The following is a 12543-nucleotide window of genomic DNA, read 5'->3' as shown; positions in this document are numbered from 1 at the left end:
GAAGGTGCCAAATCTGCTCTTCGATCGCTTTTTCAGTATAAATACGAGCAAGCTTGCTTAGATTCTACTATTGGGCAGAAGCTTGTTTCAAAGTTGTTTTTGGAAAAGAAGCCTTAAAACATCTGCTTAACAAAGGGCCTGATTTGAGGAAGGAGCCTGACTGAGGTTATTGGGTAAATAAGTAGGCTTGCATCTTCTGGAACTTCGCTTCATCCAGTATCTTGATTTTGCGCAGTTCCTCCACATTGGGGTAGGGGCCATGCTGCGTTCGGTAATTCACGATGGCTTTGGCCAACCCATACCCGATGTACGGATGCTGCCTTAGTTCATCAAACGTAGCGGTGTTGAGGTTGAGTTTGCGTGGGGCATACGCCTTCGCGATGAACCCGTACTTGCGCACGCTGTCTACCACCTCCGGGGCCAACCCGTACACTTCCGCCACCTGCTCCACTGAGTGAAATCCACCCATCTTGTCCCGAAACGCCACAATTCGTGCCGAAAGTTTACTGCCGATACCCCTGATTTGTTTTAACTCAGTAGTATCAGCGGTGTTCAGGTCAAAAGGCTGCAGTTCCCACTTCTTGCGGGGGTACTCCGTTTTAGGCCGGTTTTCTGGATAAGAGGATGAAAACGGTTGGCCTTTGTCTCTGTTGTACGCGTAGCCGGGGCTCTCATCTGGAAGGTTGATGTATGGGTACCACATCTGGAAAAGCGAGTCTGGCAACCCATAGATCTTCTGCAGTTGGGCTTTGCTCTTGAAGGCACCCGCTTTTGCTTTGTAGTTCAGGATGCGTTGCGCGATGTACTTGTTTACTCCCAGTTCCTGCCACTGTTCCACCGTGAGGTCATTGGGGTTGAACCGGTACAGCCTGATGGGTTTGCGTTTGTACGCGGAGGCTCTTTCGGCTTTGGCCTCTTCTACCTGGGTGTCCAACTGCACCACCAGGCTGTCCAGAATCTGCTGGTCGGCGGTGGGGTCATAGGGAACATCGTCCTGGAAAAATAAAAATGGTGCCGCAGCAATGAACACCATCAGGAAAATCAGAATGAAAAACTGCTTGAGCTCCCGCTGGGAGAACGAAAAGAAATCCTGAAGAGCGCGAAGCAGACGGTTCAGCATAGATGCTATACTACGCACATATATCTTAATTGTTATATATTTTGAATTAACATTTCTCCTGTGTGTCTGATAATTGATTCACTGTAATCGGCAGACATCTCTGTTAATGCAAAATTGCTGTTCCGGAGCCGTTTTCATAAAAACAGCCCCGGAACAGCATTCTTATACAGGTATACGTAACTTAGATCTGCCCTGCCACAATGGCAATGCTCTCCTTAAAGGTGCGGGGTTGGTAGCCTAACTGTGTTTTAGCTTTGGTGATGTCAAAGCCTGTGCGCGGTGGGCGTTTGGCGGGTTGCGTGAAGATGGAACCGTCTACCTCTTCAATCAATGTCTTGTCCAGGTTAAAGTATTCGGCTACCTGTACCGCCATCTGGTGCGGGGTTAGTAACTCTTCGCCAGAGATGTTGAAGATGCCTTGCGCATCATGTTTAGCGGCAAGCCAGCAGCCTTGGGCTAGATCCTCAGCCAAAGTAGGCGTACGAAGCTGGTCGTTTACGACTTTGATCTGTTTGCCTTGTTCCAGGCTGCCTTTCACCCACAGCACAATGTTAGACCGGCCATAGTCATGCACAATCCCGAAGACCAGCACCGTACGCAGAATGGCCCATTTGCAGGCGGCTTTCTTCACCAGTTCCTCCGCAGCCAGTTTGCTTTGTCCATAGAAGTTTACCGGAGCACCTTCTGCTTCTTCGGTATAAGGACCGTTTTCACCATCGAAGATGAAATCCGTGGAAACGTGGATGAGGTGCACGCCATGGCGTTCAGAGGCTTTCACCAGGTTCTCCACAGCGTCTACGTTCTGTTTCCAGCACTCCTCGCGTTGGCTCTCGCAGTCATCTACGTTGGTCATGGCCGCGGTGTGGATGATGTGCGTGGGCTGGGTTTCAGCAATCACGCTTTCCACCATTTCAGCACTGGTGACATCCATGGGCACAAACGTTACCTGCGGATACAACGCTGCCAGTTTGTTTTGGCCGCGCGACGAGGCAATCAGCTTGATGTTGGTCTCGGTGTGGAGCAGGTCAATCAATTTCTGCCCCAGTAAGCCGTTGGAGCCGGTGATCAGGAGAGTCTTCATAGTTTGAGGGTTATTCGTAGCGGTAACCGTACAATTTAGTGATTTTCTTTTTAGACATCTTGTCGGCGGTTACCGTCATCTTGATATCAGTGGTAGGACGGTCACGGAAGTCTTTGGGTTGCTCCGCGATTTTGTCAATCACAGCCAGGCCGTCAATTACCTGCCCATACACGGTGTACTGCCCGTTCAGGAACGGAACGCCCTCATGATTCTCTACCAGGTAAAACTGCGAGCCACTTGATTCCCGCTTGGGGTTCATATTGTCCCCCATCCGGGCCGCTGCCAAGGCCCCGTAGACATGCTTGTGGTGCGGCAGAATCTCAGCGGGTACGGTATTCCCCGGGTCTCCGGCTCCGTCATTGTGGGGATTATCATCTTTGGAGTTAGGATCACCGCCCTGGATCATGAAATCATCAATAACCCGATGGAAGGTAGTGCCGTCATAAAACTTCTGTTTCACTAGTTTCAGGAAGTTCTCGCGGTGCTTGGGGGTATCTTCAAACAACACCAGCCGGATATTTCCCTGCGAAGTTGAAATTGTGACGAGGTAATCTTTTTTGCTTTTCTTCTGCGCGATGCCAGCGGTACTTACAAGAACCAGCAGGGCTAACAAGAACAAACTTCTTTTCATGGGCACTTTCAAATAAACAGGTCAAAAGCAGCCACCCAAGTTAAGAGGTTAGCTGCCCTTGGTATTCTTTTATGCTTTTTCTTCTCTGATTGCTTTCAGGATTTTGTCACCACCTTTGCTAAGCACGGTTTGCGCCAATTGCTCACCCATGGCTTCTGCTTCTTCAGAAGGACCGGTTATTTCCTCCACAATCAACTGCTCTCCGTCCAGACTGATAATACCTGCTTTCAAGGTTATGGTATCCTCTTCAATGGTAGCCAGCGCGAAGGAAGGGATGCTGCAGCCGCCTTCCATGGTACGCAGGTACGCCCTCTCGGCCAGAAGGCACAGGTGCGTGGGTTTGTGGTCCAGAGCCAGTTTCAAATTCAGTTTGCGTTCCAACGGAAGGGTTTTGGCGCACTCAATGGCCACACTTCCTTGTCCGGCAGCCGGAATGAACGTCTCTAGCGGCAGATGCTGTGCCACCATGTGGTCGTACTGCATGCGGGCTACTCCAGCGTACGCCAGCAGAATGGCATCGTATTGGCCGTCTTTCAATTTCTGGATACGGGTCTGCAAGTTGCCCCGGCACTCAGACGTGATTACGTTAGGGTAAAACCGTTTCAGCATGGAACGGCGGCGGGTAGACGAGGTGCCAATGACCTGCTGTCCTTCGCCGAGTTTGAACAGCGGGTCAAAGGAAATGACCACGTCATGTACTTTCTCGCGCTCCATGAACGCCAACAGTTCCAGATCATCTGGGATGGTGGACTGCACGTCTTTGGCGCTGTGCACGGCAATGTCAGTAGCACCAGTGCGCAGGCTTTCTTCCAGCTCTTCGGTGAACACGCCTTTCGCGCCTATTTTGTCTAAAGAACGGTCTAAAACGATGTCTCCTTTGGTAGTAATGGTCACAATCTCCACTTCCATGCCGTTGGCGCGCAAGGTTTCGGCCACGTGGTGGGCCTGCCACAAAGCAAGGCGGCTTCCTCGGGTAGCAATGCGAATAGGAGACGTTGTTTGGGGTGTTTCCATGCTATCTATTTATGCCACTGGCCTGATAAGCTGGGCAATTTGAATGGACGTATTTAAAAAAGTGATCTTGGGGTGCGCGTTCCGCTCAATGTGGTAATGCGCATCATTTAACTCCTGCGACAGCTGCGCCCCGTTTCCCTGGTGAATGAGTTTGGCAAACTTCTGTACGAAGTCCAGCTCCGGCGGAGGTAAGAACGCAATTAGCTTGCTGTCTACGCCGTACAAAAGCACTTTTCTCAGCAAGCCTAAAGCAAACTGCAGAAAGTTCTTCTGGTTTTCGCGGCCCAGCTTCTGAAAATCTTCGCTTTGCTCCAGCACACCATCAAATTTGTGGTTATAGCACAGACGCATCCAGCTCAGGAAAAAGGTAAAGTAATCTGAGGTCATTTCCTGACTCAGCACACGGGCGGCTTGTAGGTTTCCCTCGGCTAGAGAGACCACTTGGTAGGCGCGTTCACGCTCGGTGCCTTGCTGCTCCACCAGATATTGAATCACTTCTTCATCGGTGAAGGCGCGTACTTTGACTAGCTGCGTTCTCGACAAGATAGTGGGCATGATCTTGTCTGAGGCATTGCTCACGAGCAAAAACACGGTAGCAGCCGGAGGTTCTTCTAACAGCTTCAAAAAGGCATTGGCGGCGCTGGCATTCATAAGCTCGGGCAACCAGATGACAATCACTTTATATTTCGCCTCGAAAGCTTTGAGCGAAGTCATGCGTACCAATTCTCGGCTCTCACCCACTGGAATGGTGCCTTGCTTGTTTTCGGCGCCAATGAACTGCATCCAGTCGTTAAGGGTTTGGTACGGGCTGTCACTGAGGAAAGCGCGCCACTGGGTCACAAAGTTTTTGCTCAGGGCATCCTGGTCTTTCACTTTGGTCACTGGCATCACAAAGTTCAGGTCTGGGTGAATTCGCTTGCTGATCTTGTTGCAGCTGGGGCACACGCCGCAGGAATCCAGAGGCTGCGGGTCTTCGCAATTCAGGTATTGGGCATAGGCCAGCGCCAGCGCCATATTGGCGCTTCCATCAGATCCTAAAAAAAGCTGCGCGTGGGCCACGTGCTGTGATTTGACGGAATTCAGCAGCAGTTGCTTTGTTCCCTGGTGGCCGTAAATCTGAGAAAACTGCACGAATGAAGGTACTATTTTAAAACGAAGGCTAGGAAAATCTACTCCCCGCCATTTGTCTGTAAAGATAACGGCGACGGATGGTTTTTGCCCTACTTTTCAGAAAATAGCGTAAAAACCGTCCGTCGCCGAAGGCAGTATGTTTTGTGTGATTAAGCGGTCTTTTCTACCGGCTCCGTCTCCCAGGTGCGGGAGGCTTGGGTGAGGTCAAACAGGTGGCTATAAATTTTGCGGTCTTCATCCGTAACGCTCAGCCCGCGGCGGCTTAAAACAGCCTCTGCCACTTCATAGAATTTAGGCAACCTGAACGTCTGCGGTTCTGCCCCGCCTCCCCAGGTAAAGGAAGGAATAAAGTTTGGTGGATAGCCGGCCCCGAACACGTTAGCGCCTACGCCTACCACGGTGCCGGTGTTGAACATGGTGTTGATGCCACACTTTGCGTGGTCGGCCATGATCAGGCCGCAGAACTGCAAGCCAGTGTCCACAAATTTTTCCTGGGCATGGCTGTAGAGTCGCACGTTGGAATAGTTGTTCTTGAGGTTAGAGGTGTTGGTATCTGCCCCGAAGTTGCACCACTCTCCCACCACGGAATTTCCCAGAAACCCGTCATGCCCCTTGTTGGAATACCCAAAGAACACGCAGTTGCTGATTTCGCCACCCACTTTGCAGAAAGGGCCCACCGTCACATCGCCGCGCATTTTGCCGCCCATGTTGATGACACTTTCTTCGCAAATGGCAAACGGTCCTCTGATCACGGTTCCCTCTTGCACGTGGGCGTTCTTCCCAATGTAGATGGGGCCGTTCTCGGCATTCAGGATGGCAGCTTTGAAATCGGCTCCTTCCTCAATAAAGATGTTCTCTAGGTTGTACGCGACGGTGTGCGGGTCTGAGATAGGTTGGCTTACGCGCCCTTTCGTCACCAACTTGAAGTCTTCCCTAATCTGCGGACCGTTGAACCGAAAGATTTCCCATAACTGGGTGATCACCGCGTGCGCCGGCAGTTGAGTTTGGCTTCTGTTTGCCGCTTTGTGCTGGTACACCTCCTCCACGCTTCTCAACTCCAGCGTGTCTGCGTTCAGGGCTACGAGCAAATCCTCTTGAAATAGGGTTCCGCCCATAGGTAACTGCTGTATTTGCTCCCACAACTCTGGCGTAGGACAAACGGCTCCGTTGATGTAGAGGTTTTGCCCTCCGTCTAGGTTTTGGGGAAACTTACCCTGCAGGTAGCCTTCGGTTAAGTAAGAAACGACCTCATTAGAAACCATTAGCCACTTCTCAGCAATGGTCAGAATCCCGATGCGGATGTCTGCCACGGGTCGGGTGAACGTCAAGGGCAACAGGTTGGCTCTGAGCGTCGGGTCATCAAAGAGAATAATGTTCATACAGACTAAATAAAAAAGTCTCCCTGAAAAATCAGGAAGACTTTTATACGGCGAACCGCTAAATACGCTTATTTCTTGTAACGCTGCTTGAACTTGTCAATACGTCCGGCAGTATCCACGTAGATGTTTTTACCGGTGTAGAACGGGTGCGAAGCAGAAGAAACCTCCACTTTAACCACTGGGTACGTTTTACCGTCTTCCATGGTGATGGTCTCGTTAGAGTTCATGGTAGAACGAGTGATGAATTTAAAATCAGAGGAAGTATCTTGGAAAACCACTTCTCTGTATTCAGGATGAAGGTCCTTTTTCATTATTCTATATTTTTAACTTCGGATTTCTGGAATAGGACTGCAAAAGTAAAGCATTTGCCTCACTTTTAAAACCTTTTCCTACAAATATTTTCAAAGATACAACTCTGCTGGGCACCGTGTGTCTGTTTTGGGGATTATTTTGGTAATTTGGCCAGCAAACAGCAAAACCCAATGGTCTTCACACTAGAGAACCGCATCCTGGATCACCACCAGATTCTACAAAAAATCAAACGCATGGCGTTTGAGATATACGAGCAAAACTTCGAGGAAAAGCAGCTGGTGTTGGCCGGCATTCATGAGAACGGCTATTTTCTGGCTGAGCTTCTCGCGAAGGAGCTTCGGGAGATTTCTCCTTTGGATGTTCAATTGATGGAGGTGACGCTGCATAAAACCGAGCCGCTTACGCACGACATTGTCATTTCTCCTGCTCTTTCTTCTTTGCAAGACACCGCTGTGGTATTGGTGGATGACGTGCTGAACACGGGCAAAACTCTCGCTTACACCCTTCGGGAGTTCCTAGACAAAGACTGCAAGAAACTGGAGATTGCCACGCTGATCAACCGCCACCATACATTGTATCCCATCTCTGCTACTTATACCGGGTATTCTTTAGCGACTACCCTGCGGGAGCATATTAGGGTGGTGTTGAAGGAGAATGAATGGAATGCTTATTTGTTGTAGGGGAAAGTACACTTCTCTAAGCCGTTCGTGAATGCCTTTTGTGAATGCCTTTTGTTGTTCCTTTAGATAGACTGCTTTTAGCATTGGCTCATGGACTTAATTGTTTCATCTTTGGCGGTAAGCGCTCACGGCCGCGGGGCCCCGCCTTCCGCCCTCGCGCTGTGGCCTCTCGCCTGCCCCTCAGGGCTGCCGCTCCGCGGCACCGGGTCGAGTCCTAGGCGCTCTGACGAAAGGCTGGAATAAGGTAATGCGTGGGGTTTGCGTACTAGAAGAAAGCATATAAGCAAACATGGTTCAAGTCTGTGACTTGGACCTACCATGACCTGCAGTTTGCAACTGCAGTGAGGCGATAGCCTCAACAACGATAGCTGATACTCCTCCTTTGAAGGGGGCAAAGGGGGATGTTTACACCTGCAGATCTTCGTGGTGCTGATTGCCTTTATCGGAGCTAGACTACTCCCAAAATCATTTCCCGTAGAAAAGTTACATAACCTACTCCTTAGAATAAAATTCAAATGACCTGCCCGTTTACGGCTTGTTTTTCTGAAACAAGCCGTAAACGGGCAGGTCATTTTATTGAGGAAGGGTGTACCCTTAGTTTGCGGGGGCTAAGGTATCAGGAGTGACTCTGGTAGCAGGTACGGTGGCAGGTACCTGTTTCTTGTCCTGGTTCTTCTCTAGCTTTTGCAGTCTTTGATCCCGTTGTAGCTCCCGCTCTTTTTGACGGGCCTCACGCTTGGCTTTACGGCGGAAAAAGCCGTTGAGCAGGATGCTGTGCTGCAGGCTTTCCATGGTGGCATCTAACTTATCTGTGCCTGCTTCCAGGTTCTGCATGGTCATCTGCAGGTCCAAGGCAAATTCCTCGTCGTTGAGGAGCACGCCTAAGGCATTATTGTTGGAGCCGAGTTTATTGGTAGTGTTGTTGAGTTTGCTCGTAATCTGGTTTGTGGTGGCCATTACCTCCTCCAGTTGGACCATAGTGGCTCTTAGCCTGTTAAAGGTCATGGTATCGGTTAGTAGTTCATCTGCCAAGCCGCCTTGGGTATTCAGCTTGCTGGAGAACTGAGCCAGGGCTTGAGATGCTCGTACGCTGGTAGCTGAGGTTCTTTGCAGGTTTGCCAAAATGGCCTGGAAATTCTGCGCAAGCTGATCGTCGGTGAGAAGGGCACCGGCCAAGCCTTCGCCATTGGCCAAGCCCGCACTCAGCTTTTTGAAATCGGTGGTGATGGCCACCAGGTTCTTGTTGTTTTCCTGAAAAGTGGCCATCATAGCCTCGGTACTGAGTTGGCCTTCGGTAGCGAGACGGTCGCCTGCTTGCACCACTGGCATTTGCGGGCTGCCGCCATACAGCACGATGGCCTTGTTCCCAATCATGCTTTCAGAGCCGATTTTAGCTTTCACATCTTTTCTGATGTATTTCTGGGCTTCTTCGGTGATGTCCATGGTAATAGCCACCTGGGAAGGACCTTCAAAAGCGATTTTCTTCACCACGCCTACCCGTACCCCGGAAAAAAGAACCTGGTTCCCGGTTTTCAGGCCAGTCACGTCGTCAAACACGGCAGAAACCTGAATGGTCTTGGTAAAGCGCTTTTGTTGGCCCCCCAGCACAAAAATACCTGCCACCAGAATCACCAACGCCAAAAACACGAAGATTCCTACAACAACGGCTCGCCTATTTTCTACTGCACTCATTTAGTCTATAAAATTGTAATCATGAAATAATTTCACCCGCTCATCCTGGGTGTTGAATACTTCGTCAAAGGTACCCTGACGTTGGAACCTGCCGTCCAGGAGCATTACCACGCGATCGCCCACGTCTTTGGCGCAGGTAAGGTCGTGGGTGATGATGATAGAAGAGGTATGGAAGCGGCTTTGCACTTCGTTGATGAGGTTGTTGATGTCAATACACGTGATGGGGTCCAGACCCGCGGTGGGCTCATCATAGAGCATGATCTCGGGCTGCAAAATCAAGGTGCGGGCAATGCCAATCCGCTTCCGCTGACCACCGGAGAGTTCTGACGGCATTTGGTTGATGGTCTGGGAAAGGCCTACGGCATCTAACACCACTTCCACCAATCTGTTTACCTCTCCCCTACTCAGGTTGCGTCTGTTGCGTACCAGCGGAAACTCCAGGTTCTTCCTGATGGTCATGCTGTCATACAAGGCGCTGTTCTGGAAGGAAAACCCGATTTTAAGACGTAATTCGTCCAGTGCGCGGCCTTTTAGTTTGTTTACCTCCTGTCCCAGCACGTTTACTTTTCCGGCATCAGGCTTCAGTAATCCAGATATGATTTTGATCAATACTGATTTTCCGGTCCCGGATTTCCCCAGCACGACCAGGTTTTCGCCCTTATACAAGTCCAAGTCCACGCCCCGCAATACATCCAGATCACCGAAGGATTTTTCCAGTCCTCTGATGTTGATGACGCAGTTGCTGCTATCTATTACTGGTTGGGTCTTTTTCATGGCCTTCTTCTTGAATTAACGTAGTGCCGTAATTATCTGCAAGGATAACAACTCTTCAATAAACACTAAGAACATAGCCGTTACTACGGATGAGTTGGCTGCCTTGCCCACTCCTTCAGTACCTTTTGAAGAGTTATAGCCTTTATAGCAACCCACCACCCCAATGGTAAACCCAAACAAGGCAGATTTGATTACCGAAGAAAAAATATCCAGAAACGTGATGGCATCAAATACCTGGGTGAAGTAGGTGGTAAAGCTGGTACCTTCGTTTGCGTTCACATTTAAGAAAGCACCTAATAAAGCCACCAGCATGGTGTACATCATGAGGGCCGGTATCATAAACGTAGTAGCCAGAACGCGGCTTACCACCAGGAACTTGAATGGATTAGTGGCAGACACTTCCATGGCCTCAATCTGCTCGGTTACTTTCATGGAACCTAGCTCAGCCCCAATCATAGACCCAATTCGGCCTGCCCCAATCAAAGCGGTCACCAACGGGGCCAAAGCCCGAACAATGGCCAATGACACCAAGGAAGGCAACCAAGAGGTTGCCCCAAACTCAGCCAAAGAAGGCCGCGACTGGTTCATAAACACAATACCAATAATAAAACCCGTCAAAGAAATAAGCGGAAGGGACTTCACTCCTATTTCAAAGCACTGCCTGATTATTTCTTTAAACTCATAAGGCGGTAAAAACACCTCTTTGAAAAAACGACCGATAAAGGAGGCAATGGAATACAGCTCAGAGAACACGCGGTCTAACCTCTTGGTGAGTACCTGTGTTCGGGGCCGTCTTACCGGTTTATCGTCGTCATTTTGAAATTCCATCTACTGCTTTTGTTATCATCAGAACCCCACCTTTCTGGCTTAAGCTCTCACCTGCGTTTGGAAGCTCAGCCTCCTATGCTTTATCAACCCGTGACAAGGGTTAATGTTCTCTTAACGGCTTCTTCGCTGCTACATTTCACCAGAACACAAAACAGGCACAACCTGAAAGTAATCTTAAGACATCAGTTCTTGTTTTTAGTCTGTTTTCTTAAAAGCAGCCCAAAACATAATTTCTTCCTGATAGGATACTCTGTATATCTGTGTTTTGAGAGGGATGCTTGTCTTGCTCCGGCAAAGCCGCGGCAAAATTACATCAAAAAGCCTGATGACCTATTAAAAACGTACTTGAGTTAAGATTGGGGTTTAAGGATTGGAGTATTCAAGCGAAATAACCTGTTCTCCTAAGCCAGAACAAGGCGCTTTAAGCCAATTACAAGCAGTAGATAAGGTTTAAAACTTGTACAGGCTTCCTTTGAACTGCCATCAAGAGAGAGTATCATTGCTACACTTTACGAATCACATACTGTATGAAAATTTGCTTTGCCTCTAACAACGCCCATAAATTGAAAGAAATCCAGCAACTGCTAGGACCACCTTTTGAAATCATCAGCCTGGAAGCTTTGGGATGCACCGAAGAACTAGCCGAAGACCAGGACACTTTGGAGGGAAACGCCCTGCAGAAAGCAGCTTATGTATGGGAAAAATACAAGGTACTCTGCTTTGCAGATGATACAGGTTTGGAGGTGGAGGCCCTGAACAATGAACCAGGAGTCTACTCTGCGCGCTATGCCGGCCCCGAGCGTGACAACCAGGCCAATATGCAAAAGGTACTGGACGGACTAAAAGACCAGGATAACCGCAGGGCCCGCTTCAGAACTTCCATTGCGCTTATCTTAGAAGAAGGCGAACAGCACCTGTTCAATGGCATTGTGGAAGGCCACATTGTTGGCGCTCCCAGGGGTGAGCAGGGCTTTGGGTATGACCCCATCTTCATGCCCGAAGGAAAAGACCGTACTTTTGCCGAAATGGACAGCCAGGAAAAGAACCAGATCAGTCACCGCGGACGCGCCGTACAGCAGTTGGTTTCCTTTCTGCAGCACAGATATGTACAAACCGGCACATAATTAAATTCTTTTGAAAAGGCGTTAGGCTGCGTGCAGACAATAAGCTAATTTCGCATCCCGTAAACCATACGTATTTATGCATCAAAAGCCATTTATTGTAGGAATAACGGGAGGAAGCGCATCAGGAAAAACCACATTTCTGAGCAGACTACTGGCTTCTTATGCACCTGAAGAGATTTGCCTGGTTTCTCAGGACAATTACTACCACGACCGCGATAAACAGTTCATTGACGAAAACGGCTTTCATAACTTTGATTTGCCGAGTTCAATTGACAGCGCGGCCTACGCCCATGACATTCTCCAGTTAAGCAAAGGCGAGACGGTCTACCGCAAAGAGTACACGTTCAACAACCCCAACATTGTGCCGCGCCAGCTGGAGTTTAAACCAGCACCCATTGTAGTAGTGGAAGGTATCTTTGTGTTCTACTTTGAAGAGGTAGCCAAACTGCTGGACATGAAGGTGTACATAGACGCCAAGGAGTACATCAAACTACAACGCCGCATCCTGCGCGACAAAGTAGAGCGTGGCTATGACCTGGATGACGTACTGTACCGCTACACCAACCATGTGGCCCCTACCTATGAGAAATACATTAAGCCGTTCAAGAACGATGCTGATGTGATCATCCCCAACAACCGGAACTTTGAGGTGGGCCTTGAGGTGCTGGTGACTTATCTGAACTCCAAAATCAAAAAATAACCTTTATTTTACATAAAGGGCACTTATCAAAAGCCTCTGCTGTTCAATCCACAGCAGAGGCTTTTGTTTTATTTTAA

The 12543-nt window shown here is 49.3% G+C and carries 13 protein-coding genes; 3 read left to right on the top strand and 10 right to left on the bottom strand.

All coding sequences use genetic code 11. From position 1 onward, the window contains the following. Positions 1 to 166 precede the first annotated feature (166 nt). The 7 genes from DC20_RS12840 to DC20_RS12810 all read right to left on the bottom strand — a co-directional run bounded on the left by DC20_RS12840 (position 167) and on the right by DC20_RS12810 (position 6667). Positions 167 to 1138, bottom strand: a complete 972-nt coding sequence (locus DC20_RS12840; RefSeq protein WP_245652207.1) for a ComEA family DNA-binding protein — start codon at positions 1136 to 1138, stop codon at positions 167 to 169. Between the two features lie 163 nt (positions 1139 to 1301). Further along, the gene (locus tag DC20_RS12835) at positions 1302 to 2201 is read right to left on the bottom strand and encodes an SDR family oxidoreductase (protein WP_062544193.1); all 900 of its coding nucleotides are present in this window, start codon (positions 2199 to 2201) and stop codon (positions 1302 to 1304) included. Positions 2202 to 2211: 10 nt separating this feature from the next. Further along, positions 2212 to 2832, bottom strand: coding sequence for a peptidylprolyl isomerase (locus tag DC20_RS12830; RefSeq protein WP_062544192.1), 621 nt, complete (start codon positions 2830 to 2832; stop codon positions 2212 to 2214). Between the two features lie 69 nt (positions 2833 to 2901). Beyond that, on the bottom strand, positions 2902 to 3846 hold the full coding sequence (hemC, locus tag DC20_RS12825; protein WP_062544191.1) for a hydroxymethylbilane synthase: 945 nt from the start codon (positions 3844 to 3846) through the stop codon (positions 2902 to 2904). Between the two features lie 9 nt (positions 3847 to 3855). Then, entirely contained in the window at positions 3856 to 4977 is a 1122-nt protein-coding gene (locus DC20_RS12820) for a DNA polymerase III subunit (RefSeq protein WP_062544190.1), read from the bottom strand. Positions 4978 to 5126: 149 nt separating this feature from the next. Beyond that, positions 5127 to 6356, bottom strand: a complete 1230-nt coding sequence (locus DC20_RS12815) for a GlmU family protein (RefSeq protein ID WP_062544189.1) — start codon at positions 6354 to 6356, stop codon at positions 5127 to 5129. 68 nt (positions 6357 to 6424) lie between these two features. Next, the gene (locus DC20_RS12810; RefSeq protein WP_062544188.1) at positions 6425 to 6667 is read right to left on the bottom strand and encodes a type B 50S ribosomal protein L31; all 243 of its coding nucleotides are present in this window, start codon (positions 6665 to 6667) and stop codon (positions 6425 to 6427) included. A 171-nt stretch (positions 6668 to 6838) separates the two neighbouring features. Here DC20_RS12810 and DC20_RS12805 point away from each other — a divergent pair, with 171 nt between their 5' ends. Next, a complete protein-coding gene (locus DC20_RS12805) occupies positions 6839 to 7348 on the top strand; it encodes a phosphoribosyltransferase family protein (RefSeq protein ID WP_062544187.1) in 510 nt (169 codons plus the stop codon). A gap of 594 nt (positions 7349 to 7942) precedes the next feature. On the opposite strand, the gene DC20_RS12800 is transcribed toward DC20_RS12805, so the two are convergent. The 3 genes from DC20_RS12800 to DC20_RS12790 are packed head-to-tail and all read right to left on the bottom strand — an operon-like array spanning position 7943 to position 10642. Continuing rightward, positions 7943 to 9040, bottom strand: coding sequence for an MlaD family protein (locus DC20_RS12800; RefSeq protein ID WP_062544186.1), 1098 nt, complete (start codon positions 9038 to 9040; stop codon positions 7943 to 7945). Then, the gene (locus tag DC20_RS12795) at positions 9041 to 9814 is read right to left on the bottom strand and encodes an ABC transporter ATP-binding protein (RefSeq protein WP_062544185.1); all 774 of its coding nucleotides are present in this window, start codon (positions 9812 to 9814) and stop codon (positions 9041 to 9043) included. 15 nt (positions 9815 to 9829) lie between these two features. Beyond that, complete coding sequence (locus DC20_RS12790; RefSeq protein ID WP_062544184.1) at positions 9830 to 10642, bottom strand: MlaE family ABC transporter permease; 813 nt, start codon at positions 10640 to 10642, stop codon at positions 9830 to 9832. A 527-nt stretch (positions 10643 to 11169) separates the two neighbouring features. Between DC20_RS12790 and DC20_RS12785 the strand changes: the two genes are divergently transcribed. Both DC20_RS12785 and DC20_RS12780 read left to right on the top strand, forming a co-directional pair. Further along, positions 11170 to 11766, top strand: a complete 597-nt coding sequence (locus tag DC20_RS12785) for a non-canonical purine NTP diphosphatase (protein ID WP_062544183.1) — start codon at positions 11170 to 11172, stop codon at positions 11764 to 11766. A gap of 76 nt (positions 11767 to 11842) precedes the next feature. Further along, positions 11843 to 12466: a uridine kinase family protein gene (locus tag DC20_RS12780; RefSeq protein WP_062544182.1), complete on the top strand. Its 624-nt coding sequence runs from the start codon at positions 11843 to 11845 to the stop codon at positions 12464 to 12466. Positions 12467 to 12543 lie beyond the last annotated feature (77 nt).

Origin of the sequence: Rufibacter tibetensis (assembly GCF_001310085.1) — a bacterium.
GTDB lineage: Bacteria > Bacteroidota > Bacteroidia > Cytophagales > Hymenobacteraceae > Nibribacter > Nibribacter tibetensis.
This window is presented reverse-complemented; position numbering and strand designations above follow the sequence as displayed.